This window comes from Seongchinamella sediminis (assembly GCF_003457605.1).
GTDB classification, from domain to species: domain Bacteria; phylum Pseudomonadota; class Gammaproteobacteria; order Pseudomonadales; family Halieaceae; genus Halioglobus; species Halioglobus sediminis.
The window spans coordinates 169,782-195,326 of record NZ_QRAN01000007.1; the positions used below are offsets into that span (position 1 = coordinate 169,782).

23 protein-coding genes are annotated in these 25,545 nt (G+C 64.2%); 13 read left to right on the top strand and 10 right to left on the bottom strand.

Annotated features, from left to right (window positions below):
- The first annotated feature begins 20 nt into the window (after positions 1–20).
- The 10 genes from DWB85_RS19650 to DWB85_RS08655 are packed head-to-tail and all read left to right on the top strand — an operon-like array spanning position 21 to position 10,870.
- Positions 21–1,541: a tetratricopeptide repeat protein gene (locus DWB85_RS19650; protein WP_205422693.1), complete on the top strand. Its 1,521-nt coding sequence runs from the start codon at positions 21–23 to the stop codon at positions 1,539–1,541.
- The gene (locus DWB85_RS08615) at positions 1,538–3,610 is read left to right on the top strand and encodes a PEGA domain-containing protein (RefSeq protein ID WP_117953804.1); all 2,073 of its coding nucleotides are present in this window, start codon (positions 1,538–1,540) and stop codon (positions 3,608–3,610) included. The genes DWB85_RS19650 and DWB85_RS08615 overlap by 4 nt, the downstream gene beginning before the upstream one ends.
- A gap of 4 nt (positions 3,611–3,614) precedes the next feature.
- Positions 3,615–3,821, top strand: coding sequence for a hypothetical protein (locus tag DWB85_RS08620; RefSeq protein ID WP_117953805.1), 207 nt, complete (start codon positions 3,615–3,617; stop codon positions 3,819–3,821).
- A 21-nt stretch (positions 3,822–3,842) separates the two neighbouring features.
- On the top strand, positions 3,843–4,628 hold the full coding sequence (locus DWB85_RS08625) for a MotA/TolQ/ExbB proton channel family protein (RefSeq protein ID WP_420820260.1): 786 nt from the start codon (positions 3,843–3,845) through the stop codon (positions 4,626–4,628).
- Positions 4,625–5,884: a hypothetical protein gene (locus DWB85_RS08630; RefSeq protein ID WP_117953807.1), complete on the top strand. Its 1,260-nt coding sequence runs from the start codon at positions 4,625–4,627 to the stop codon at positions 5,882–5,884. The genes DWB85_RS08625 and DWB85_RS08630 overlap by 4 nt, the downstream gene beginning before the upstream one ends.
- A gap of 2 nt (positions 5,885–5,886) precedes the next feature.
- Positions 5,887–6,978, top strand: a complete 1,092-nt coding sequence (locus DWB85_RS08635) for a vWA domain-containing protein (RefSeq protein ID WP_117953808.1) — start codon at positions 5,887–5,889, stop codon at positions 6,976–6,978.
- Entirely contained in the window at positions 6,978–7,976 is a 999-nt protein-coding gene (locus tag DWB85_RS08640; RefSeq protein ID WP_117953809.1) for a VWA domain-containing protein, read from the top strand. Before DWB85_RS08635 ends, DWB85_RS08640 begins: the two co-directional genes overlap by 1 nt.
- On the top strand, positions 7,960–8,721 hold the full coding sequence (locus DWB85_RS08645) for a hypothetical protein (protein ID WP_205422694.1): 762 nt from the start codon (positions 7,960–7,962) through the stop codon (positions 8,719–8,721). Before DWB85_RS08640 ends, DWB85_RS08645 begins: the two co-directional genes overlap by 17 nt.
- A complete protein-coding gene (locus DWB85_RS08650; protein ID WP_338055635.1) occupies positions 8,718–9,497 on the top strand; it encodes a hypothetical protein in 780 nt (259 codons plus the stop codon). The genes DWB85_RS08645 and DWB85_RS08650 overlap by 4 nt, the downstream gene beginning before the upstream one ends.
- 2 nt (positions 9,498–9,499) lie before the next feature.
- A complete protein-coding gene (locus DWB85_RS08655) occupies positions 9,500–10,870 on the top strand; it encodes a M48 family metalloprotease (protein ID WP_117953810.1) in 1,371 nt (456 codons plus the stop codon).
- 12 nt (positions 10,871–10,882) lie between these two features.
- Here DWB85_RS08655 and DWB85_RS08660 read toward each other — a convergent pair whose 3' ends face one another.
- The 5 genes from DWB85_RS08660 to DWB85_RS08680 form a co-directional block, all read right to left on the bottom strand.
- Positions 10,883–11,200 carry a DUF2288 domain-containing protein gene (locus DWB85_RS08660; RefSeq protein WP_205422695.1) on the bottom strand — a complete coding sequence of 106 codons (318 nt, stop codon included), beginning with the start codon at positions 11,198–11,200 and terminating at the stop codon, positions 10,883–10,885.
- A complete protein-coding gene (locus tag DWB85_RS08665; protein ID WP_117953812.1) occupies positions 11,193–11,843 on the bottom strand; it encodes an MBL fold metallo-hydrolase in 651 nt (216 codons plus the stop codon). The genes DWB85_RS08660 and DWB85_RS08665 overlap by 8 nt, the downstream gene beginning before the upstream one ends.
- A gap of 67 nt (positions 11,844–11,910) precedes the next feature.
- Entirely contained in the window at positions 11,911–13,218 is a 1,308-nt protein-coding gene (locus DWB85_RS08670; protein WP_117953813.1) for a dicarboxylate/amino acid:cation symporter, read from the bottom strand.
- Positions 13,215–13,448, bottom strand: coding sequence for a hypothetical protein (locus tag DWB85_RS08675; protein ID WP_117953814.1), 234 nt, complete (start codon positions 13,446–13,448; stop codon positions 13,215–13,217). The genes DWB85_RS08670 and DWB85_RS08675 overlap by 4 nt, the downstream gene beginning before the upstream one ends.
- A gap of 96 nt (positions 13,449–13,544) precedes the next feature.
- Positions 13,545–14,045: a SixA phosphatase family protein gene (locus DWB85_RS08680; protein ID WP_117953815.1), complete on the bottom strand. Its 501-nt coding sequence runs from the start codon at positions 14,043–14,045 to the stop codon at positions 13,545–13,547.
- A gap of 271 nt (positions 14,046–14,316) precedes the next feature.
- On the opposite strand from DWB85_RS08680, the gene DWB85_RS08685 reads away from it, so the two are divergent.
- Together DWB85_RS08685 and DWB85_RS08690 are read left to right on the top strand one after the other, a co-directional pair.
- Complete coding sequence (locus tag DWB85_RS08685) at positions 14,317–14,718, top strand: CBS domain-containing protein (RefSeq protein WP_239017267.1); 402 nt, start codon at positions 14,317–14,319, stop codon at positions 14,716–14,718.
- Between the two features lie 152 nt (positions 14,719–14,870).
- Positions 14,871–17,183: a Tex family protein gene (locus tag DWB85_RS08690; protein WP_117953816.1), complete on the top strand. Its 2,313-nt coding sequence runs from the start codon at positions 14,871–14,873 to the stop codon at positions 17,181–17,183.
- 13 nt (positions 17,184–17,196) lie between these two features.
- Here the strand turns inward: DWB85_RS08690 and DWB85_RS08695 are convergent, their stop codons facing one another.
- On the bottom strand, positions 17,197–17,859 hold the full coding sequence (locus DWB85_RS08695) for an LOG family protein (protein ID WP_117953817.1): 663 nt from the start codon (positions 17,857–17,859) through the stop codon (positions 17,197–17,199).
- 186 nt (positions 17,860–18,045) lie between these two features.
- On the opposite strand from DWB85_RS08695, the gene DWB85_RS08700 reads away from it, so the two are divergent.
- Complete coding sequence (locus DWB85_RS08700) at positions 18,046–19,503, top strand: wax ester/triacylglycerol synthase family O-acyltransferase (RefSeq protein ID WP_117953818.1); 1,458 nt, start codon at positions 18,046–18,048, stop codon at positions 19,501–19,503.
- Here the strand turns inward: DWB85_RS08700 and DWB85_RS08705 are convergent, their stop codons facing one another.
- From DWB85_RS08705 to DWB85_RS08720, 4 genes are all read right to left on the bottom strand, one after another.
- The gene (locus tag DWB85_RS08705) at positions 19,504–20,385 is read right to left on the bottom strand and encodes a hypothetical protein (protein ID WP_117953819.1); all 882 of its coding nucleotides are present in this window, start codon (positions 20,383–20,385) and stop codon (positions 19,504–19,506) included.
- Between the two features lie 94 nt (positions 20,386–20,479).
- Entirely contained in the window at positions 20,480–20,851 is a 372-nt protein-coding gene (locus tag DWB85_RS08710) for a VOC family protein (RefSeq protein ID WP_117953820.1), read from the bottom strand.
- 135 nt (positions 20,852–20,986) lie between these two features.
- The gene (locus tag DWB85_RS08715) at positions 20,987–22,051 is read right to left on the bottom strand and encodes an efflux RND transporter periplasmic adaptor subunit (RefSeq protein WP_162846065.1); all 1,065 of its coding nucleotides are present in this window, start codon (positions 22,049–22,051) and stop codon (positions 20,987–20,989) included.
- Positions 22,051–25,107: an efflux RND transporter permease subunit gene (locus DWB85_RS08720; protein ID WP_117953822.1), complete on the bottom strand. Its 3,057-nt coding sequence runs from the start codon at positions 25,105–25,107 to the stop codon at positions 22,051–22,053. Before DWB85_RS08720 ends, DWB85_RS08715 begins: the two co-directional genes overlap by 1 nt.
- Between the last annotated feature and the right edge of the window lie 438 nt (positions 25,108–25,545).

Genomic DNA, 25,545 nt, shown 5'->3' on the forward strand with positions numbered 1-25,545 from the left:
GGACCAGGCCCGCGCAGTAGATGTCTTCCCCCAACGAGAAACTGGAACCCACGCCCTTTGAGCCCGCTACCCCGGCAGAGCCCGCGCCGGCAGCGTCGGCTTCCTCGCCCAACTGGGTGCTGCCGGCGCTGGCGGCACTGGCCGCGCTGGCGGTGCTGGTGGTGTTCTGGCTGCCGCAGCAGGTCGCAGAGACAGGCCCCGCCGCGGAGGCCCCGGCAGCCGCTACACCGCCCCCCGGCTCTCCGGTCGCCAGCAAGCCTGCCAGTGAGCCAGCCGGTCCCGAGGTTTCTCCCTGGTCCGACGCGCAGGCGGCAAAACTGCGCCAGGAAGCCCAGGCGGTGCTGCAGGAACTGCTGGACCTGCAGTTCAGCCTGGAGGAACGCGGCGCCCCGGAGTGGGCGGGCGAGGCCTACCCGGCGGCCCTCGCCACGGCCCAGGCCGGCGATGAACTTTACCGGCAACGGCAGTATGTGGATGCCAAAACCCGCTACCAGCAGGCCCTGGCGCAGCTACAGGCCATCAATGACAGCATTCCGGCGGTGGTGGAGGCGCAACTGGCGCTGGTGCGCAGCGGACTGGAAGAGAGCGCTGTCGAACAGGTACAGAGCGCGCTGCAGCGGGTCGCGCTGATCGAGCCGGACAATCCGGCACTGGCGGAACTGGAACCGCGCGCTGCCGTCATGCAGCCGCTGCTGGAGCACCTGAACCAGGCGGCAGAGAGCGAGGCTGCCGGTGACCTGGAGGCGGCCGTGGGGCACCTGGAACAGGCGGTGGCCCTGGACAGCGAACACCAGCGGGCGGCGGCGGCGCTGGCGCGGGTAAGCCAGGCCAGCCTGGAGAGGCAGTTCAACGACGCCATGAGCAAAGGCTACAGCGCCCTGGATGAGGGCCGTTACAGCGATGCCAGCAAGGCCTTTGAGCGGGCGGCCGACTTGCGCCCGGGGTCGGCAGAGGCCAGCAGCGCCTTGCAGGAAGTCGCCGTGGCGCAGCAGGCCAGCCGCCTGACCACGCTCAAGCGCCGGGGCCGGGAGCTGGAACAGTCCGAGCAGTGGCAACAGGCGGTGGACACCTACCAGAGCGCCCTGGACACGGACAGCAGCCTGCTGTTCGCGGTGGAGGGCCTCGAGCGCAGCGAGTTCCGGGCCCGGCTGGACAAGCAGTTCCGGGCCGCCATCCTGCAACCGGAGCGGCTGTCTGACGTGGCGGTTGCCGAGGCGACCGGGAAACTGCTGCAGCAGGCGAAAACCATCAGTCCCCGGGGGCCGGTCCTGGAGGAGCAGATCAGCACCCTGGACCTCCTGCTGCAACAGGCCAATACCACGGTGCCGGTCACCCTGCGTTCCGATGGCGAGACCGAGGTTATCATTTACAAGGTGGCCAGGCTGGGCAAGTTCGAGCAACAGCAGCTGACCCTCCGCCCCGGCACCTACCGGGTGCGCGGCAGCCGGGTCGGCTACCGCGATGTGTTACACGAATTCACCGTCAGCCACCGCGGCGACGTGCCCCCGATTGATGTTCGCTGCACGGAGCAGATCCTTTGAGCCAACACAAATCGCCAGACCCAGGCGGCCCGATCGAACCGAGCGCGTTCCAGCCGCTGGACACCGCCGCTGCCGATGCAGCGCGCCCCTTCCAGCCCCTGCGCTGGGCCATCGCCGGGCTCGGCCTGCTGTTCCTGCTGATCATGGGCTTTCTGCTCAGCGCCCGTTCGCTGCAGGTCATCGTGGTGGCCGAGTCGCCGGCCAGCGTCAGCATCAGCGGGCTGGCCCTGCCCTTTGGCGAACGCTACCTGCTGCGCCCCGGCGACTACCGCATCGAGGCAGGCGCCGCAGGCTACCACCCCCTGACCACCGAGGTCACGGTCACCGACAGCGACAGCCAGAGTGTCGAACTGCAGCTGCGGCCCCTGCCCGGGCTGGTCAGTATCGAGTCCCAGCCCGCGGGCGCCCGGGTCATCGTCGACGACCAGCACCTGGGCGATACGCCCCTGGCCGACCTGGCGCTGGTGGCCGGTGAGCGCGGCATTGTCATCGAGGCGGAACGCTACCTGCCGCTGCACCGGCAGTTTGAGGTCAGCGGCCGCCAGCTGCCCCAGCAGCTGAGCGTGGCCCTGGAACCGGCCTGGGCCGAAGTCAGCATCAACAGCGCGCCCGCGGGGGCACAAATCCTCATTGACGGCGAGGTCGCCGGCACCACGCCGGCGGTACTGGAGGTGCTGCAGGGCGAACACCAGCTCATGCTGCAGCAGGCAGCATTTGCCAACTGGCAGCAGGACCTGGAGATCGTCGCCGGCCAGGACCAGGACCTGGGCACGGTCACCCTGCAGCCCGCCGCGGGTATGCTGCAGCTGAGCAGCCGGCCCAGTGGCGCCAATGTGACCCTCAACGGCGAGTTCCAGGGCCAGACGCCCCTGGAGCTGGAAATCACCCCCGGTCGCAGCCACCGCCTGGCGGTGTTCAAGCCGGGCTATCGGCGCCACAGTGAAACCGTGCAGCTGGAGGCCGCCAGCCGTGACAGCCGCAGCATCAGCCTGCGCGCGCAGCTGGGCGAAGTGCGCTTCACTATCTCCCCCGCCGACGCCGAAGTCCGGGTCAACGGCCAGCCCCGGGGCAGGGGCAGCCAGGTACTGGCGCTGCCCGCCGTCGCCCACCGGGTCGAAATCTCACTGCCCGGATACGCCACGGTCAAGCGCAGCATCACCCCGCGGCCGGGGCTGGAACAGCTGGTGGAGGTCACCCTGCAGACCGAGGCCGAGGCCCGCGCGGCGCGGATCAAGCCCGAGCTTACTACCGCCCTGGGGCAGACCCTGCTGCTGTTCAATCCCGCGGATTCGGCCACCGCCGATTTCACCATGGGCGCATCGCGCCGCGAACCCGGGCGCCGCGCCAACGAGGTACTGCACCCGGTTTCCCTGCGCCGCAGCTTTTACCTGCAGACCACCGAGGTCACCAATGCCCAGTTCCGCCTGTTCACCGCCGACCATGACTCCGGCCAGATCGAGGGCAAGAGCCTCAATCGCGACCACCAGCCCGTGGTACAGGTGAGCTGGCAGCAGGCGGCCTCGTTCTGCAACTGGCTCAGCCGGCGCGAGGGGCTGCCGCCCTTTTACCGCGAGACCAATGGCATCGTTACCGGCTACAACCCCTCGGCGACCGGCTACCGCCTGCCCAGCGAGGCGGAGTGGGCCTGGGCCGCCCGCTCCCGTGGCGAGCAACTGCTGAAGTTTCCCTGGGGCGACGACTTCCCCCCCACCAGCCCGGTGGAAAACTATGCCGACAGCAGTTCCGCCTTTGTCACCGGACGAGTACTCACCAGTTATAAAGACGGTCACGTGGTCAGCGCCCCGGTAGGGTCCTTCCCCGCCAGTAACAGGGGCCTGTACGACCTCGGCGGCAACGTTGCCGAGTGGGTCCACGATGTCTACAGCATCCCCTCCGCCAACGGCAGCGGACAGACCGACCCCCTGGGCAGCCAGTCCGGCGACAACTATGTGATTCGCGGCGCCAGCTGGTCGCACAGCCGGGTCTCCGAACTGCGCCTGTCCTACCGGGATTATGGGCAAGCGGGGCGCGATGACGTAGGATTCAGGATTGCGCGGTACGCGGAGTAAACCCATGAACAGGCTACTGGCACTAACCCTGGCCCTGTGGCTGACACCGCTGTGGGCCCAGCCAGAAACAGAGCAGGAACCGCTTGCGGAAGAGGAAAGCCAGGCTGAGCAGCCGGCAGCGGAGCAGCAACCGGCGCCGGACCCCTTCGACTACGAATCCTCCGAGCAGATCTCCGAGGACCTCTCGGTCTCCTTCCCGGTGGACATATAGGACCAGCCCATGAAGCAGCGGATGTCATCCGAATTTATTTACCAGTTGTTCGCCCTGCTGATCGCGGTGATCGTGGTGCATGCGGTTTACGTGGGGGCCATCCGGCCCGCCGCGGATGCCCAGATTCGCCAGGAAATGGAACGCCAGGCCGCCGGTGAGGACTTCGTGCCGGAGCGCAGTTTTGTGGTGGTGATCCGCGACTTCGAACAGGAGGCCTGTTTCATCCTGCTGATCTGGGCGCTGGCCATCATGGGCTACAAGGGCAAGCGCACCCTGAAAGAACAGGGGCTGCTGGAGCGCCGCCTGCTCGACATTCCCGACGGCACCAGCGTGCTGCCGGAGGACGCCCGGGAGTACAGCCGCTCGCTGGAAGCCCTGCCGGACAGGGAGCAGGACTACCTGCTGCCCCGGACCCTGCTCGGCGCCCTGCAGCGCTTCGCCACCACCGGCAGCATCCAGGCGGTGTCCGACACCATCAAGGAGAGCTGCGAGATCGAGGCCGACCGCCTGGACTCGGAACTGTCCATGGTGCGCTACATCGCCTGGGCCATTCCGTCGATCGGCTTTATCGGCACCGTGCGCGGTATCGGCGAGGCGCTGGGGCAGGCCTACAAGGCCGTGGAGGGCGATATATCCGGGGTCACCGTCAGCCTCGGGGTGGCCTTCAACAGCACCTTCGTGGCCCTGGTGTTGTCCATTATCATCATGTTCTGCCTGCACCAGTTGCAGCTGTCCCAGGAGCGCCTGGTACTCGACTGCCAGCGCTACGCCGACAAGCGCCTGATGCGCCAACTGGTCGCCCCATGACCGTACCGCTGCTGGACATCAACGACTGCCTGCTGCAGCTGTGGGGCAGCGGTCCGCTGCAGCAGAGCCCCGGTTACGCCCTGCTGGAAGGGCGGGATTACCGCTTTGGCAACAGCGCCCGGGGCAGCGCCCGCCTGCGCCCCCGGGACATCAACAATCGCTTCTGGTGGCAGCTGAGCGTGGAGCCGCTGCAGCCGGCCCTGGGGCCCGCCCGGCACACGGCAGACCTGGTCCACGCCCACCTCAAGCAGATTCACCGCGATGGCGGCGAGCCGCCGGAGCTGCTGCTGGCCTGCTCCGGCAGCATGCAGCGCGAACAGCTGAGCCTGCTGCTGGGCATCGTCCAGCAGTGCCCCTTCGAGGTGGTGGGGCTGGTCAATCGCAGCGCCCTGCTCGCCAGCCTGCACGGCGGCCCCGGACGCCTGTTCCACCTGGAACTGCAGCTGCACCAGGCCCTGCTCACCGAGCTTGCCCAGAACGGTGAGGATATGCTGGTGCAGCGCAGCGTGCCGTTGCCGGGTTGCGGCCTGCTGCAACTGCAGGAGCGGCTGGTCGAGGTCATTGCCAGCGCCTTTATCCGCCAGACCCGATTCGACCCCCGGCGCAAGGCGGACACTGAACAACAGCTGTACGATGTGCTGCCGGGGGCGCTGCAAACCCTGGCGGACAGCGGCGAGTGCAGTGTCGAGGTCAACGGCTACCGCACCCGGGTAGTGGCCGCCGATATGGCCAACGCCGGCCAGCGGCTGTTCACCGCCAGCGCCGAGACCATGGGCAGCCTGTCACCCGCCGACCGGCTGATCGTCGACCCGCTGGTGGCGCTGTTGCCAGACCTGGCCCGGCAACTGCCCCAGGCCAGGGTCGCTGCCGCCGATGCCCTGTGGCAGGCCACCCGGCAGCACGGCGAACACCTGCTCAACCGCGGCGGCGCGCTGAGTTTTGTCAACGCCCTGCCCTGCCTGGCGGCCGACAATAACGGCCCCATCAAGCCCCGGGCGCTGGCGCCGACACCCATGGCGGTCAACCCGCCCACCCACCTGCTTTGCGGTGCCACGGCACGCCCCCTGGCCGCGGGCATGAGCATCGCCGGCGGCCTGCAGATCAGCCGCGAGGGCGACCAGTGGCTGGTCGCCGGTGCGGGCACTCTCAATGGCCAGGGCATCAAAGGCACACAGAGCCTGGCGGCCGGTGATCGCCTGACAGGCGCCGACGGCAGCGAGTTCCAGCTGATAGACGTCGTTGCCGACGGGAGCTAGCCATGGCCAGGCGGCAACGCAGCTTCACCACCTTCAACCTCAGTTTTCTCGACATCATGTCATGCGGTTTTGGCGCGGTGGTGCTGGTGTTCCTGATCATAGACCACTCCATGGCGGTCCACTTCGAGGACCTCAACAAGGACCTGGTGTCGGAAGTAAACCTGCTGGAAGGGGAGGTGCTGGAAGGCAAGGCCGGCCTGGTACGGCTGCGCAATACCCTGTCCGATGTGGACCAGCAAACGGCCGAAGCCCGGGGGCGCGCGACCCGCATCAGCGAAGAGCTGGACGAATATGAGGCACTGATTGCCTCCCTGCGCGCCGAGGGCTATACCGAGGATGAAGCCATCGAGAAACTGCAGGCGGAAATCCAGTCACTGGAAGAAGAGGTCAGGAAACTGCGCGAGGCCGCCCCGGAAGACGGTGGCCGGAGCGCGCGCACCTTTGTCGGCGAGGGCAATCGCCAGTACCTCACCGGGCTCAACCTGGGGGGGCGCAATATCGCCATCCTGCTGGACGTGTCCGCCAGCATGCTGGCGGACCGGCTGGTCAATATCATCCGCCTGCGCAACATGGATGAATCAGTGCAGCGCCGAGCCGACAAGTGGACCCGGGCGATCAACACCGTGGACTGGCTGACCGCCCAGCTGCCGGTCAATGCCGAGTACCAGGTCATTACCTTCAACACCGACGCCACCACCCTGCTCGGCGGCACCGGGGGCGAGTGGCTGGAAGTGGCGGACCAGGCCCAGCTGGAGCAGGTCTCCAGCGCCCTGCGCAAGATCGTCCCCGCCGGCGGCACCAGCCTGGAAAACGCGTTTATCGCCCTGCAGCGCCTGTCGCCCTCTCCCGACAACATCTTCCTGATTACCGACGGCCTGCCCACCCAGGGCACCAGCCCGCCGCGCGGCAGCAAAGTCAGCGGCCGCGACCGGCAGCGACTGTATCGCCAGGCTATTCGCCAGCTGCCCGCTGAGGTACCGGTCAATGTGATCCTCGCGCCGATGGAGGGGGACCCCATGGCCGCCTCGGAATTCTGGCAGCTGGCCCAGGTCAGCAAGGGCTCCTTCCTCAGCCCCTCCCGGGACTGGCCCTGATGGCTCGCCGGCGGACCACAGAAGAGTTTTCCCTGTCCTTCCTGGACGTGATCTGCTGTGGCTTCGGCGCGGTAATCCTGCTGCTGATGATTACCAAGACCGTGCAGCCGCAAATCATCGAGGCCTCCACCGTCAACCTGGAGGGCAAGCTGGCCGACCTGCAGGCGCAGATCTACGAAATTCGCGGGGAAACGGTCATCCTCAACCGGGACCTGAATGCCAGGAAGGAACAGCTGTCCGAGTACCGGGAACGCATCGCCATCCTCCAGGCCCGGCTGGCCAGCACCCGCTCCCGCCACGACAGCATCCAGGTGGAGACCAACAGCAATGAGGTGATCACCGAGCAGCTGGCCATCGCCCGCCAACAGCTTACCGAGGAAATGGAGCGCCTGCTGGGCCGGGAATACCAGTCCCGGAACAACCTGATCGGCGGCATCCCGGTAGACAGTGAGTACATCATTTTCATCATCGATACCTCGGGATCGATGTTTTCCTACGCCTGGGACCGGATGATCCAGGAGATAGAGTCGACCCTGGCCATTTACCCGGAGGTCAAGGGCATCCAGGTCATGAACGATATGGGCCAGTACATGTTCAGCCGCTACCGCGGCCAGTGGATCCCCGATACCCCGGGGCGGCGCAAGGTCATCATGCAGAACCTGCGCAACTGGAACGTTTTCAGTAATTCCAGCCCGGTTGAGGGCATTACCGCCGCCATTCGCACCTTTTACGATCCCGGCAAGAAAATCAGCCTGTACGTGTTCGGCGATGAGTTCACCGGTGAATCCATCGCCCAGGTGGTGGAGACCGTGGACCGGATCAATCGCGAGGACGCCAGCGGCAATCGCCTGGTGCGCATCCACGGGGTCGGGTTTCCGGTCCAGTTTATTCGCGCACCACATTTGCAGACGACTGGCATTCGCTTCGCTACACTTATGCGTGAGCTGGCTTACCGGAATGGAGGGACATTTGTTGCGCTCAATGACTTCCGCCCCTGAAATGCGGCTGCTGGGCATCGCCCTGCTGGCGGCGCTGCTGGCCGGCTGCGGCCCCACCAGGGTCAAGGTTGAAGGCAGCTTCCCGGAGCCACTGATGGAGCCCCTGCCCCTGACCATGGGGGTCTGGTACTCGGAAGAGTTTGCCAGTCACGAATTTTTCGACGAGGCCAAGTCGCGGTCGGAATCGGGCTGGGTGGTCAACACCGGCGAGGCCCAGGTGGCCATGTGGGACAAGCTGCTGGGGGGCATGTTCTACCAACTGGTGCACATGAAAGGCAAGCCCGGCCCCGGGCAGATGAACCCGGTGGTCAACGCGGTGCTCATTCCCCACGTGGACGAGTTGCAGTACGCCATTCCCCAGCACACCAACGTCAAGGTCTATGAGATCTGGATGCGCTACCGCTTCGAGCTGCTGACCACCGGCGGCAAACCCATCGCCGAATGGACCATGCCCGCCTACGGCAAAACGCCCACCGCGTTCCTGCGCAGCGATGAGGCGGCGGTCAACCTGGCGGCGGTCATGGCCCTGCGCGACGCCGGCGCCAATTTTGCCACCAGCTTTACCCGGGTGCCCGCGGTGGTGGAATGGCTCAACGGCCGCAAGGCCGGGCAGCTGCCTGACGTGGGGCACACAATGCCCGCCACCGTCGGCACCGACAGCGATACAGTACCAGTGCCGGTTGTTGATAGCGGTGACCCGGGCGCGGCGCAGGCCGCCGGGGAAACCGAGGAGGTTGAGCAATGAAAACCGCCCTCAGCAGGCCTCTGGCCAGCGGCCGACATCACCGCGACGCAGGCGGTGGTCCTGCACGGCAGCGGCCAGCGCTTACCGGCAGGTTGTGGCCTGAGGCTGGCGCCGGACGGACGAAGTTGTTGCTGAGCCTGCTGCTCATGACGCTGCTGACCACCGGCTGTGTCACCTCCACGGTAGACGAGATGGTGTTTAACGCACCCACTGCCGGTATTGGCGATGCCACGGTGGTGATTCTTGGCCGGCGCCACGCCAGCGACTATGAAACAGAGCCGGACTTCATCGAATGCGTGGGCGACCACATCTCCGCCCGCGACAAGAGCATCGGCGTTATCGACGAAGTCGAGTTCATTAACGCCCTGTACCCCTGGTTCGAGCCGCGCACCGCGCCGCTGCACCCGGGGGATATCGACCGTCTGCTGGACCAGGAGCCCGTGGCCCAGCGCCTGCGCGAACTGAAAACCGAATACATGATCTGGATCGATGGCGTCACCGTGCGTTCGGACTCCGCCGGCTCCATGACCTGCGGCATCGGCCCCGGCGGCGCCGGCTGCTTCGGCTTCGGCACCTGGAGCAACGACTCCAACTACGAGGCGGTGATCTGGGACTTCACCGACCGGGCGGAGGTAGGCCGGGTCAATACCTCCGCTACCGGCCAGTCCTACATGCCCGCGGTGGTGGTGCCTATTCCCATCATCGCCCCGGTGCAGGGCACCGCCTGCGACGGGATTGGCGACCAGCTCCTGGAATTCCTGTCCAGCGAGTACTGAGCATGCGCCTGGTCACCACTGTTGCCGCCCTTGTCCTGCTGCTGCCGCTGGGCGGCGCCCTGGCCGGCAAGGGAGAGGAGGAGCACCAGAAAATCGTCGACTCCGGCCAGGTTTACGATGACCCGGAATTGCAGGCCTACGTCAATCGCATCGGCCAGAGCCTGGTGGCGAATTCCGACAAGCCCGACCAGAAATTCACCTTTACCGTGCTGGACACGGAAATGATCAACGCCTTCGCCGCCCCTGGCGGCTATATTTACATCAGCCGGGGCCTGCTGCCGTTTCTCGACTCCGAGGAGGAACTGGCCGGGGTCATCGGCCATGAGATAGCCCATGTGACCGCCAATCACCACGGGCGCCGGGGCCGTCAGGACATCACCAATAAAATTGTCGCCACCACCGCCTACATCCTGACCGGCAGCGGTGATATCGCCGAGGCGTCGACCATGTACGGCGCCGAGCTGATCAGCGGTTTCGGCCGCGACATGGAACTGGAGGCCGATGGGCTGGGCGCCGAATACATGTACAAGACCGGCTACGATCCCCAGGCCCTGCTTGAGGTCATCGGCGTGCTCAAGGACCAGGAACAGTTCCAGCGGGTCAAGGCCAGGGCCAGCGGTAAACCCGCCGGCACTTATCACGGCCTCTACGCCACCCACCCGCGCAATGACAAGCGGCTGCAAACGGTGATCAGCAAGGCCAGTGAGCTGGATCTCGACCACTACGTGGAAAGCCCCGAGCAACCCGGCGAGTTCCGCAGCCACATCCAGGGCCTGGTCTGGGGCCCCAGTATCCAGGGGCAGCGGGACGACAACCGCTACTACCACAACAAGCTCGCCTTTACCTTCGAGCACCCCGAGGACTGGACGGTGGAGTCCGGCAGCAGGGCGGTGGTCGCCAGCGCACCCGACGGCAGCGCATCCCTGACCATCACCCTGCGCCGCAAGGATGGCAGCACGCCGGAGTCCGTGCTCAGGGGCAGCGCCAGGGGCGAGCTGAGTGGCGGCACCGAACTGGAACAGGCGGGCCTGAAGGGTTATTCGGCGGTCGCCAGCAGTGGCGGTATTTCCAGGCGGCTGGCGGTCATCGACTACAACTACAGCTATCTGTTCCAGGGCCAGTCAGACAACTTCGCTGCCGACGATGCGACCCTGCTGCAGATGATAGAAAGCTTCCGGCCTGTCCACCCGCAAGAGAAGCAGGCGGGCACACCGCGCTATGTGCAATATATCCAGGTGCCCCGGGGAGCGACCTTTGCCAGTATCGCTACCAGTATCCGCATTCCCCATGCGGAGGAACAGCTGCGCCTGTTGAACGGCATGTATCCGCGGGGGGAACCCCGCACCGGCGACTGGATCAAGGTGATTCGCTAAAGGCGGCGTCAGTTAGCCCAGGGGCTTCTGCTGCACCAGCACCCAGGGCGGTGCCACCACGGCCCACAGTTCCTGCCGGGCCTCATACCAGGCCAGGGCCTGCGCATCCTGTACCGGGGCGATCTGTTGATCGGCAATCCACTGCTGGAACTGGGCTGTGTTGTCCAGCCCCAGCTGCACGGCGACCTCCACCAGATCCAGTTCCGCCGCCACGGAAATCACATTGCCGTGGGCGTAGTAGGTCTGCAGGTCGTGCCAGTTAATGCGCGCGGTCTGGCTGAGATACTCCTGGCGCAGCAGCGCCTCGCGCTCGTCGGGGGCCTCAGCCATAGCGCGCATCGGCGACAAAGGGGTTGCTGCGCCGCTCCTGGCCGAAGGTCGAGGTGGGACCGTGGCCGGGAATGAAGGTGATGTCATCGCCCAGCGGGAACAGTTTGTCGCGAATACTGGCGACCAGCTCTTCGTGATTGCCCATGGGGAAGTCGGTACGACCGATTGAGCCCTGGAACAGCACGTCCCCGACCCAGGCGACTTTTTGCGGTTCATACAGGAACACCACATGGCCGGGCGTATGGCCCGGGCAATGCAGGACCTTCAGCGTCTGCTCGCCAACGGTCACTGTGTCGCCATCCTCCAGCCAGCGGTCCGGCTCGAAGGTGTCAGCGTGAGGAAAACCGGCCATCTGGCACCACTCGGGAAGCTTGTCCAGCCAGAACCTGTCGCCTTTTTCCGGCCCCTCGATTTTCACCCCAAGCCGCTGGCGCAGCACATCGGCGGCGGCGCAGTGGTCCAGGTGGGCGTGGGTGAGGATGATTTTTTCTACCGTGGCGTCCATTTTCCCTGCCGCCTCCAGGATGCGGTCAGCGTCACCACCGGGGTCGACAATAGCGGCCAGGCCGCTGGCCTGGCACTTGATAATGGAACAGTTTTGCTGGTACGGCGTCACCGGCACTATGGTGCACTGAATAGACATGACTGGGCTCGTTTCGATAGGAAAGGGGGATTTTACCACAGCCCGCAGCGGGCTGTGGCCGGCTGCATCAGCTCACTGCCGGGGTGTCGCGCCGATCATCGCCCAGCTGGTCTGCCCTGGGGTCATCAAACACCTCCTGGTCGAACTGGTTTTCGCTCTTGCCGACAATCACCGATACCGTGGCGTCGCCGGTGACGTTCACCGCGGTGCGCACCATATCCAGCAGCCGGTCCACGCCAATGATCAGCGCTATCCCTTCCACCGGCAGCCCGGCCTGTTCCAGCACCAGGGCCAGGGTTATCAGGCCAACGCCGGGAACGGCAGCGGTGCCGATGGAGGCCAGGGTGGCAGTGAGAATTACCGTGATGAAGTCGCCCATGGACAGGTCCACACCATAGACCTGGGCGATAAATACAGTGGCAACGCCCTGCATGATGGCGGTGCCGTCCATGTTGATGGTCGCTCCCAGCGGCACGGTGAAACCGGCTACCGAATTGTGCACCCCCATGCGTTTCTCCACCGTGCGCAAGGTAATGGGCAGGGTCGCCCCTGAAGATGCGGTGCTGAAAGCGAAGGCCCAGACGGGGCGCATCTTGCGCAGCAGGATTGCGGGAGAGAGCCCGGCGAGAACGCGCAGTAACAGGCTGTAGATCCCCAGGGCGTGTACCAGCAAAACCCCCAGGACGGTGAAAAAGTAGGCCGCCAGGTCCATGATGGCGCCAATACCCATGCTGGAAAACAGCTGGGAGAGCAGGGCAAATACCCCGTAGGGTGCCAGCGCCATCAGCACTTCCACCATTTTCATGATTACCGCATCAACATCGCGGAAAAAGCCCGCCAGCCGTCGGCCCGGCTCCCCAGCGTGGGAAATAGCGTAGCCGAATAACAGGGCGAAGACGATAATTTGCAGCATCTTGCCCTCGGCCATGGCGCGTACCGGGTTGGAGGGGAAGATATCCACCAGCACATCGGTTAACGGGGGGGCAGGCCCGGCGTCGAATTCGGCGACACCTTCCAGCACGACCCCCGAGCCGGGGCTGATGAGCACGGCGAAAAACAGCGCCAGGCTGATGGCAATAGCCGTGGTGGCGAGATAGAAAGTCAGGGTCTTGGCCGCTATCGGGCCCATGCGGGCACTATCGCCCAGGGATGACGAACCGCAAATCAGCGATACCAGTACCAGCGGCACCACCAGTAATTTCAGCGAGGCGATGAAGATACGCCCGACCACGTCGAACAGGCCATTCACCAAGTACACGTCAAGCATGGACTTGAGCTCAGCCGAGACCCCGGTGGCGTGCATCAGCATATTGATGATCGATCCCATGGCAATACCAGCCACCATGGCGATCAGGATGCGGTTGGTGAGGCTCACTCGGGGCACTCCCCGCTCAGGTAACCACTGACCGCGTCATCCGCACAGGCATTGCAGGCCGATGAATACTGTTTGCTGCCCCCGGCTACAAGGGCGGCGCACACGGGCGCGTACTCCATGGTGCAGACCTGGGGCCTGGGGTCGGTGCACTGGGTAACCAGCGTCGGCGCCGGCCGGGTCTGGCAACCGGTTATCAGTAGCAGCAATAGCGCACCCAGGGTAATACGCATGGGAAAACTCCGGATATGATGAAATCGGGCAAAGCCTACCATTTGTCGCAGCGTAGCGCAGCATTGGCCGGTCACCAGCCCGGCCGTGCCGCCGCCTCAACCGGCTAACTGGCGGGGGGGCAGCAGTCGCTCCAGCTGGCCACAGCCCGCCTGCAACTGGACCCAGCTGTCGAGCGCCAACCCCAGGCGGGCGTAAGCAGCGGTGGGCAGGTTATCCAGCTGCCTCTGTCCCAGCAGTTCATTGACCAGTTCGGTCAGCGCCGGGTTGTGGCCGATGAGAAACAGGCCTGGCTTCCGGTCGTCCGCCGCCATCAGCCAGCGCCACAGGTCGGCGGCATCGAAGGTATACAGGGCTTCCTCGCTTGTGTGCTGGCAGGCCGCCAGCGCGGGCCAGCCCTCGCAGAGGCCGTCGAGGGTCAGGCGGGCACGCCGGGCGGGGCTGACAAAAATACCCTGGGGAGCAATCTCCGCGGCCAGTGCCGCTCCCATGCGCGGGGCGTCACGCCGGCCCCGCTTGTTCAGTCCACGCTCGCGGTCGGGGAGCCCCGGCTCATTCCAGGCGGATTTGGCATGGCGCAACAGGTGTAAGGTTTTCATTGCTCGTCACCTCCGGGGCGGGTCTGCGGTGCATGTTCCAGCGCGGTTACCCATATTGGTGCCGGCAGGGACCTGGGCGCTGCCTGTTATGCCCTGACCCGGCCGCCCGACTGGCATCGGTGCTATTGCAGCGGACAACTGTAGCAGCTCGGCCTGCACCGCGCGAAGCAGGCAATCGACACAGCCCTCCCGCGCGCCCTGGCCCCGATGGTATATTTACCGTCTATACTTTATTGTGCGACCGAAGTCAGGCCATCCCAGGGAGTTTTGTATGCTTCAATCCGTCAGTCTCCGCGACTATATGTTGGCGAATCCGGTGAAGGTCAGGGCCGACGCCAATCTGCTCGATGCCATGCAGGTCATTATCGACAACAAGGTATCCGGGGTGTGCGTGGTGGACGGAGCCGACAACCTGGTCGGCATACTGTCGGAGCTGGACTGCCTGCGGGCGGTGCTCGGTGCTACCTACAACAAAACCGGGGTCGGCGAGGTGCGGGAGTACATGGCGTCTGACAACCTGGTCGTTGCCCATCCGGATGAAGACATCGTCGATGTGGCCCAGGACATGCTGGCCAACAACAAGCGGCGCAGGCCGGTGGTCGAAAATGGCAAGCTCATCGGCCAGATTACCTGCCGCCAGCTGCTCACCGCAGTCAAGAAATTCCGCCAGTAGGGCAGTCTATCCGGTCATCGCGCCCCCGCAGCCACGGCGGCCGGGCAGGCACAAAATCCGATAAATTTCCAGATCGTAATCCGCTGGCGGCTACCGCATAATGCCGTCTCCACGCAGTAAGCCATCAGCAGATCACGAAAGACAGCCATAACATGACCAAGTCCATTTCCCAGCGTATCGCGGAAGAACTCGCAGTGCGCGAAGCACAGGTAAACGCAGCCATCGGCCTCCTGGACGAGGGGGCGACCGTGCCCTTCATCGCCCGCTACCGCAAGGAGGTCACGGGGGAGCTGGATGACAGCCAGATGCGCCTGCTGGAAGAGCGGCTGCACTACCTGCGCGAGATGGAAGAGCGCCGGGCGAGCATCCTCGCCAGTATCGAGGAACAGGGCAAGCTGACCCCGGCACTGAAGCAGTCGCTGCTGGAGGCGGAGACCAAGAACCGCCTGGAAGACCTCTACCTGCCCTACAAACCCAAACGCCGCACCAAGGCGCAAATTGCCCGCGAGGCCGGCCTGGAGCCGCTGGCTGACAGCTTGCTCGCCGATCCGGAGCAGGACCCGGAAACACTGGCTCGGCAGTACCTCAATCCCGATGCCGGCATCAATGACAGCAAGGCGGCCCTGGACGGCGCCCGCCAGATCCTGATGGAGCGCTTTGCCGAAGATGCCGATCTGCTGGCCACCCTGCGCCAGTTCCTCACCGACAACGCCCAGCTGGCATCGCGCCTGGTAGCAGGCAAGGAGCAGGAGGGCGCCAAGTTCCGCGACTACTTCGAGCACACCGAAGCGCTGGCCGGCGTACCTTCGCACCGGGCCCTGGCCATGTTCCGCGGCCGCAACGAGGGGATTCTCAATATAAGCCTGGTCATGCACGCCGATGAACAGCCCACCGATACCCATCCCTGCGAGGCCATGGTCGCCGCGCACTGGAACATCGTCGACCGGGAACGGCCGGCAGACCGCTGGCTGCGGGAGGCCGTGCGCTGGACCTGGCGGGTCAAACTGCTGACCCACCTGCAAACCGACCTGCTCGGCCAGCTGCGCGAGCGGGCCGAGGCGGAAGCGATAGAGGTATTCGCCAACAACCTGAAAGACCTGCTGCTGGCGGCACCCGCCGGCCAGAAAGCGACCATTGGCCTGGACCCGGGCCTGCGCACGGGGGTAAAGCTGGCGGTCATAGACGCCAACGGCAAGGTGCTGGACCACGGGGCGATTTTCCCCAACCCGCCGCAGAAGCGGGTCCAGGAAGCGGAAGCGACCCTGCTGCACATGATTCGGCAGTACCAGGTCGAGCTGATCGCCATTGGCAACGGTACCGCGGGCAGGGAAACCGACCGCTTTGTCGGCGAGATCCTCAAGGCCAACCCGGAGCTCAACTGCCGCAAGGTGATGGTCAACGAGGCCGGCGCCTCAATCTATTCCGCCTCTGAATTCGCCGCCCGGGAATTCCCCGATCTGGACGTCACCATCCGCGGGGCCATCTCGATTGCCCGCCGTCTGCAGGACCCGCTGGCGGAACTGGTGAAAATCGAGCCGAAGTCGATCGGCGTCGGCCAGTACCAGCACGACGTCAGCCAGGTCCAGCTGGCCAGGCAGCTGGACGCAGTGGTCGAGGATTGTGTCAACGCGGTCGGCGTGGACGTGAACACCGCCTCGGTACCGTTGCTGACCCGGGTATCCGGGCTCAACCAGAGCATCGCCACCAATATCGTCCAGTTGCGGGACGCCCAGGGCAGCTTCGCCAATCGCCAGGCACTGTTAAAGGTCAGCAGGTTTGGCGACAAGACCTTTGAGCAGGCCGCGGGCTTTCTGCGGGTGAGCGGCGGCGACAATCCGCTGGACGCCTCGGCGGTGCACCCCGAGTCCTACGGCGTGGTCGAGCGGATTGCCGCCAACTGCCACAAGGAAGTGCGCAGCCTCATCGGCGACAGCAGCTTCCTGCGCGCACTCAATGCGGCGGATTACACCAGCGATAGCGTCGGCCTGCCGACGGTGCAGGACATTATCGCCGAACTCGACAAGCCGGGGCGGGACCCGCGCCCGGAGTTCAAGATGGCGGCCTTCCAGGACGGGGTGGAAAAAATTTCCGACCTGCGCCCGGACATGGTGCTGGAGGGGACGGTGACCAACGTGACCAATTTCGGTGCGTTTGTCGATATCGGTGTCCACCAGGACGGGCTGGTGCACATTTCCGCGCTGGCGGAAAAATTCGTCAAGGACCCACGTGACGTGGTCAAGGCCGGCGACATCGTGAAGGTCAAGGTGATGGAGGTGGACGAGCCGCGCAAACGTATCGGCCTATCCATGCGGCTCAGTGACAAGGCCGGTGAGCAGAGCGACAGGCGCGGTGGGCAGAAACGCCGGAGTGACCAGGGGCACCGCGGGAAAAAGCCGCGCCAGGAAAAGCCGGCGGCCAACAGCGCCTTCGCCGCGGCCTTCGCCAACGCCAGGCAGCGCAAATAGCAAGCCGCTGCGCTTACTGGCACTCCCGCCGGTAATGGTCCAGTAATATCGTGGCCGCATGGTCGGCGTCATCCACGATCTGGAGGAATTCCAGGTCCTCTGCGCTGATAAAGGACCCGGCCAGCACCCGCTCCTCCAGCCATTGGTACAGGTCCTGCCAGTAATCCCGCCCCACCAGTATAATGGGCCGGCGGCTCAGCTTGCCGGTTTGCACCAGGGTGAGCAGTTCGAACAGCTCGTCCACCGTGCCAAACCCCCCCGGAAAGATGGCAAAACCCACGGCGTAGCGAATCAGCAGGAATTTGCGGATAAAGAAATAGCGGAAGTTGAGATCAATATCCAGGTAGGGGTTGGCCAGTTGCTCATGGGGCAGCTCGATGTTCAGCCCAACCGAGGAACCCCGTTCGCCATCGGCACCCAGATTCCCGGCCTCCATCACCCCGGGGCCGCCGCCGGTAATCACCGCCAGGCCCTCCCGCGACATCTGCCGGGCCAGTTTCCGGGCGGCCTGGTATTCCCAGGCATCCGGCAGGGAACGGGCACTGCCAAAAATACTGACCGCGGGGCCGATATCGGCAAGCCTGGAGATACCGGCGCGCAACTCCTTCTCGATGCGGTCTATGCGCTCCTGTTCCTGTTCGCTCAGGCCAAGTTCCAGCGGGGGATTGGGGTTCATTATCGGGCTTCCATATACGAGGGCCTGCTCATACTACCTGAGCTGACCGGGATGCAAATAATCGACTATTCTACTCCATTAGTGCCCACGGTTCGGGTAAACGCACCCGTGCCGCTATAATCGGCTTGTGTCCGGAATGTGAAAACGGCACAGTCTCCGGAAGCCCGACGAAAGAGGAGCCTCTGCATGGAACAGCTTACCGAACTGGACAATACCTTCATCCAGATGGAGAGCAATCGCACACCCATGCACATTTCCCCGGTGCTGTTTTACGACCAGTCGGAAGTCGCGGGCGGGCAGGTGCGATTCAAGGACATTCTCCAGGCCTTCGAACGCAACCTGCATAAATCGAAGATCTTCCGCCGCAAGCTGGCCGGCGGCGCCTTTGGCTTTGACACGCCTTACTGGATCGAGGACCCGAACTTTGACCTGGAGTTCCACGTTCGCCATATCGCCCTGCCCAAACCCGGTGACTGGCGGCAGCTGTGCATCCTGCTGGCCCGACTCCACGCCAGGGGCCTGGATATGAAGCGTCCCCTGTGGGAAGCCTACGTAATCGAAGGTCTCAATGAAGTCGAGGGGCTTCCCGCCAACAGCTTCGCCATCATGCTGAAGATCCATCACGCGGCTATCGACGGTGTATCCGGGGCCGAGATCATCGCCGCGATTCATACCCTCGCAGCTGATGCACCCCTGCCGGAGGTAGCGGACGACTGGCATGGCGAATCCGGCCCCTCGGCGAGAAAAGTATTGACCCAGGCCTATATCAACAACCTGAAACGCCCCGTTCACCTCGCCAGGACGGTTGGCCGGCTTGTTCCCGCCGTTATCGAAGCCAACAAGCTCAGCAGCGCACGGGAAGGAGAACCGGAGGAGCTGCGCCTGGAACGCACGCGTTTCAATGCCAGGGTGAGCTCCCACCGGGTGACGGATACCCTGGTGATGGAACTCGCCCGGATCAAGAAGATTCGCCAGTGCGTTGACGGCGCTACCATCAACGATGTCATTGTCGCCACCGTCAGTGGCGCCATGCGCAAGTACCTGGCGGCGCACGATGAGTTGCCCGAGCACAGCCTCACCTGCGCCGCCCCTATCAATGTCCGCCAGGAACGTAACAGCGAATCCAAGGGCAACCAGGTAGGCGTGATGACTATCGACATGGCGACCGACGTTGCCGACCCGCTGGCGCGGCTGAAGGCAGTCATGTCCCATGCCCGCAACTCGAAGGAAACCTCGCAGGTGGTTGGCACCGGCGTCATGATGGACGTATCCCGCGGCCTCTGGCCCCAGTTCACCAACCTGACCATGCGCGCCGCGACCCTGGCGGCAACCCGAAACGCGGTGCCGATGCCGGTACACACGGTGATATCCAACGTGCCTGGCCCGCAGTTCCCCATGTACCTCGCCGGCGCCCGGGTGCACATGCTGCTGGGACTGGGGCCACTGGTGGATATGGCCGGCCTGTTCCACGCGGTGATCAGCGGCATGGGCCTGATCACCATCAACTTCCTCAGTTGCCGGGAAATGCTCCCCGACCCCGATTTTTACAAGCAGTGCCTGGAAGAATCCTATGCAGAACTGGAAGCGGCGACCTTTCTCAACAAGAAAAGCTCCAGACGCAAACCCAGGCGCAAGGCCGGCTGATTACTCCCAGCCCAGGACTGAGGCCTGCAGAATGACCGGGGCCGGCGCCTGTTCGCCGCTGAAGCGCTGCCGCAGCCACGGCACCAACTGCTGCAACAGCCCCGCGCTACCGTGCACCAGCGGCAGGGTTGCCAGCAGGGAGTCACCCGCGCTGTTGAGCAGCACCAGGTGCTCCGGGCGCCGGGGCACGGCCCTGACCGCCAGCGCCTGCCAGTCAATGGCGACCCCGTGGCGCTGTTGCCAGGCGAGCTCGGTGGCGAGCAGTTCCGCCTCCGCCATCAATTGCTGGCACAGCGCCCGCTGTCGCCCGAGGTCAACAGCGGCGGAGAACGCCAGCTGCAGGGCCTGGTGAGAGCACCGGGGGCCGGCGGCGGTGAATTCCCATGTCGGTGCCACCCGCCCCGCTGACATGGGTATGGCCGCTTGCTGGTCGCCCGGGGCAAGCAGCTCGCGACACCGGCCCTGGCCGCAGAAGTGAGCCAGCACGGATTGTTCATACACAGCCTGCTGCTGGCGGCGAGGGTGGGCCAGCATGATCGTCCGGCCCGCCACGCTGACCGAGGCGACTTCGCGCGGATAACGGCGCAAGGCCACCGGATAACCAAAGGCTATGTCGTCCAGTACCAGGGCCAATTGTGCCGCATAGCGCTCCACCGCCCGCGACCATGACATTAGCCGGTTGGCCTCGGCGGAGTCGCGGGCCTCGGCGCGGGCAAGATCCGCTTCCGCCAGGTAAACCTCGGTCAATTCCAGCAGCGCGCTGCGAGCAAAGCTGGCGCGCAACTCCGGCCCGGCCGATTCCAGGGCCTGCACGATCCGCTCGTAGCGTGATGATTCAGCCAGTGCAGTGGCAGCGACCAGCAGCACAACTGCCGTACACATAGCCCGGCCAAACCGGCCGGTTGCGGAAACGACAGGCATCACGGATCAAGGCAGAAGAATATGGCCGGACAGCGAGTGTCCGGCGTGGCAGGTCTTAGCCGAATACGTAGAAGGCCAGCTTGTTGCCGTCCGGGTCACGGACATAGGCCCCATAGAACATGTCGGGAATGCGCTGGCCGGGCTCGCCCTCGCAGCTGCCACCCAGTGACAGGGCCCTGGCGTAAAGCTCATCGACCTTATCCTTGCTGGGCGCTGTAATCGCCACCATGTTGCCGTTACCCGGCTGCGGGTCGTCTTCGTTGTAGGGAATACAGATGGACAACATGGGCGCGTCCATGCCGGTGCCGATGAAGGCAATACGGTCCATATCCATTAACAGCGAGGCGCCCAGGTCAGCCAACAGCCCGGTGTAAAATGCCTTGGCCTGTTCCATGTCCCTGACGCCAATCGTGGTGTATCCAATCATTGCTTTGTACCTCAGTTGTATTATGGGCGGCCTAGGCTAACCCAACGCCGGCCGCTTAGGAAGAGTGGGGCAGGCCATCCTGGGGCGGGCCATCCCGGGGCAGGCCATCCTGGGGCGGGCCATCCCGGGGCGGGATCAGCGCTGCCGTTGTACGGTCTGCCCGTCCTGCAGGCGTTCCACCCCACGAATGGCAACCCAGTCGCCGGCCTTGAGTGCACCGCTGACGCTGACCCAGTCATCGGCGCCCTCGCCCACCTCAACCCAGACCTGGCCGGCCCGGTCGTCCTCATCGATCCGGAACACATAGCCGCCCTCGGAGCGCAGTACAATCGCATCCCGGGGGATCTGCAGAACCGGTGTATTGCCGGAAATTTCCACGCTGACATTGACCAGCTGTCCGGCAACCATGCTGGCGGCAGCCTGCTCCGACAAATCGGCCCGCACTTCGAAAGTCTGGGAATTGATATCCGCCGCCGGGATGATCGCTCTCACCAGCGCCTCGTACTGCGGTGGTTTTTCACCCAGCAATTGCCCGCCCTGGGGCATAAAACGGACGCTATCACCCTCCTCTATCCGGCTGAGGTAGACCACCGGCACCTGGAAACGAAGTTCCAGATTGTTGAGGTCCACCAGCCGGGCGATAACGTCACCGATGCGGGCGTACTCGCCACCGCGCTTGTGCCGCTCGGCTATTACGCCGGCATAGGGAGCCACCAGCTGCGAGCGCCTGAGCTCGTCGTCGAGTTGCTCGATCCTGGCCTGCAGGGACTGGGTTTGCAGCAACGATACATCGCGGTTGGTCTCGCTCTCGTCCACCAGCCGCTGCGAGGCATTGTTATCCGCCTGCAGGCGGCGCAGCCGGGCGAGTTCCTTGTTGAGATATTCAGTGGTGACCTTTTCCCGTTCTACCTGGTGCACCAGTTCCTGCCGGCGCAGCACAATGGGGCGCTGGTCCAGTTGGGCGATGACCTGGCCGGTAACCACCCGCGTTCCCGGTTCCAGCACCCAGTCCAGCTCGCCGGGCACGGTCAGGCCCAGTGCCGCATCATGGCGACTGTAGATTCGCCCGGTCAGCGGCAGGCTGCGCTGGATGGCCTGCTCGCGAACCTGCTCAACCCGCACCGGCACGGGACCCGGCGCTGGCTGCGCCAGGCTGCCGGGGCCCAGCAGAACGGTGATCAGCGCCAGGTAACGCACCATCAGCCTGACTCCCCCTCGATTGAAACCCTGCCCAAGCGTAACAGGCTGGGCAGCAGCAACAAGGTAAACATGGCACATACCGTCATGCCGCCGACAATGACCGTCGCCAGGCCGCGATAAATTTCCGAGCCAACCCCCGGAATCAGCATCAGCGGCAGCATCCCGAAGATGCTGGTGAGGGTGCTCATGAAAATCGGCCGGGCCCTGAACAGTACCGCCTGATGAACCGCATCGGCTTCGGACATCCCGGCACGCTGGGCGCTGCGGGTCTGGTCGACCAGCAATATCGCGTTGTTGACCACCAGGCCGAGAAGAATGATAAACCCAATCATGGTCAGCAGGTCCAGGGACTGGTAGGTGACCAGGTTCAGGAGTTTCAGGCCAATGAGGCCACCGGCGATGGCCATGGGCATGACCAGCAATACCAGCATTGCATCGCGCCCGGACCTGAACAGCGCCGCCATGATCAAATAGAGTATGAGCACCGCCAGCAGGAAGTTGATACCCACCGTCCGCAGCGCCTCGGCGAGGCGGTCGGCACTGCCACGGTAGCCCAGCCGGGCGCCCTGGGGCAGCAGCGGCTTGACCTGCGGCTCTACCTCGGTGCGCAGCCGGTGCAGGGCTTCCTCCATGGTCACGGTATCCGGGGGAATCAGGAAAATGGTAATGGTGCGCAGGCCATCTACCCGCTGCAGTTGCGCCGGGCCGACCCCACGGCGTATTTCAGCCAGGTCACCAATGGTCTGGATGCCGGCCAGCGGCGTCGCCAGGGGCATGGCCACCAGTTCCTCCGGCGAATTCCATTTTTCCGTTTGCAGAATAATGTCGTAGCGCTCGTTGCCGTCAAAATACTCGCCGGCCCAGAGGCCGTCGGTATAGGTTCTCACCACGTCGCCTACCGCCCGCCGATCCAGGCCGGAGAGGCTGATACGTTGCTCGCGCGGGTAGATCCGCAATTCCGCCTCACCGGCGCTGAGATCGGGCGCGGAAAATACCACCGCTCCCTCCCACAGCCCGCGCGCGAGTTCCATGGTCTTCGCGGCGACCGCCTTGAGCTGGTCCAGGTCCGCCCCCTGGATGTCTATATTGATTGCATCGGGGCCATCATCCGAGAGATTGAGCATGGAGGACTGGCTGACAAAGGCCTGGGTATCGGTAATGCCCTGGAACAGTTCGGTACGCAGCAGTTCAAGTAATTCCGGAACCCGTTCGGAGTCTTCCGGATAGATAAACGTGATCGTATCCCTGGCCCCGAAAGACGCAAAGTTATAGCCGCGGATCCCGGGCTGGGCCTCTCCATCGTAATAGGGTTTCAACCTGCCGATCACCTCGCTGGCGATTTCTTTCTCCAGGGTATCCAGGTTGATCCCGGGCGGGGTGGCGAAGTAGGTCTGGATCGCGTCGATGCGCGCCTTGGGCAGGAAATCGATCTGCGGCAAAAACACCCAGGACAGCACCAGCGAGCCCCCCAGTATGGCCCCGGACCAGGCAATACGCCGGGTGCGGGTTTTGGTCGCGGTGAGGACCGCGTCAGCCAGCTGCCGCCAACGGGACTCGAAACGGTCTTCACGCACGTTATTTGCTGACAAGCGGTGGGCCGCAGCCGGCAATATTGTCAGGGCGGTCAACAGGGAAACACTGACCGCGGCGGTCAGGGTAATGGCCAGGTCCTTGAACAGCTGACCCTCGACCCCCACCATAAAGAGAATGGGCAGGAAAATCGCGACACTTGTCAGGGTGGAGGAAAACAGCGCCCCTGAAACCTGCCGGCAGCCCTGGAGGGTGGCATCGACGCTTGATAGACCCGTGGCCCGCAGGCGGACAATGTTTTCCTGGACGATAATCGCCGCGTCCATGACCAGGCCGACGGCAAAGGCCAGCCCGGCCAGGGAAATGACATTGAGCGTTTTACCGGTCAACCGCAGGACCACAAATGCCACCAGCAGGGAGACGGGAATAGTGGCGGCGATGATCAGGGTGGCGCGCACGTTGCGCAGGAAGAACCACAGCACCAGGCTGGCCAGCCCCAGCCCCAGCAGCAGGTTCTGGTTGACCAGGGCAATCGCCCGGCGAATGTGCAGCGAGGCATCGAAGCTAAGTTCGATATTCAGGCCCCGGGCGTGCAAAACCTCCTCGTTGATTTCATCAATGGTGGCATTGAGCGCATCCAGCAGTTCCACGGTGTTGGCGTCATAGGCCGGGATCATACTGATGTAATAGGCAGGAAAACCGTTGCGGAACGACAGGTTTACCCGCTTGCGGAGCCCTAGCTCGATAGTCGCGACATCCAGCAGCCTTATCGGCTCGCCGTTCTGCCAGGTGATGACCAGGTCGCCCAGTTCATCGAGATTGCGCTGCCCCAGGTAGCGCACGGTGTAGCGGCGGCGGCCGACATCGGCAAAGCCACCAGAGACATCCACCGCCCGGCGCAGGGTATCCGCCACCTGGGGAATTCCTATGCCACGGGCGGCCAGGCGATGAGGATCGAGGGTGATGTGAATCTCCGGCTCCCGTTCACTGGCCAGCACCACCCGGGCCACACCGGGGATGCGTGACAGCCTGGGTTCAACCTCCTGGTCAATCAGCGCCTGGTAACTGGCGACGTCGCGATTTTCATTGCCGGGTAGCGTGTAAATCATCAGGGACGCTGCCTGGCCGCGGCCGCTGCCGCCGCCGGAGCGGATCTCCGGCTCATCCGCATCCGCCGGCAGGTCAGTGGTCTGGTTGAGCTGGGTAATGACATCGATCAACGCCCGCTGCATATCCCAGCCGATGCGGAAATCAAGCCGGATGCGACCAGAACCACGGTTGATATTGCTAACCATGCTCTCCAGGCCCTCGATATTGCGCAGGACCTTTTCCTGGGGCTGGATGATCGACTCCTCTACTTCCTCCGGTGCCGCGGCGCGCCAGTTTGTTTCAATGGAGATGGCGGGCCGCTCGACGTCAGGCAGCAACTGGATGGGCAGCGAGCGCACACTGATGAGCCCGAACACCACGATCAGGGCAACGATGACGGCAATAGCCGCCGGATTATTGAGGGAAAGCCGGGTCATGGCGCGCGAGGGCCTTTCTTGTTATTAACGGCTAAGTCTAGTGGATATTTGTCCGCAGGGTAACGGGTTTGTGGGCTTGACGGTAGCTGCGGTACAGGCGCGGTGGGCCTGCCCCATGAGCGCAGCGAGTGCTTTGGGCACACGGGAACCCGTCGCAGCGCCACAGATAAAAAGCGGGCTTGCCCATGTGAGAGTAATGCGGAGGCCACATGGTAAAACACCCTGACCGTAGAACGATCAGGGTGTTTTGGTCGATGATTACGTGCCGGCTGGTGGAGTGACCTACTTTGGGTTGCGAGCAGTGCTCGCAATTCCTGCGGAACGCCTGCGGCGCCCAAACCCCGTACCTGCGGTACAGGGGTTTTCACATGGGGTGGTCCGGCACACCGGAGCCCCATATAAAAAGCGGGCTTCCCCATGTGGGAGCAGCGAACACTA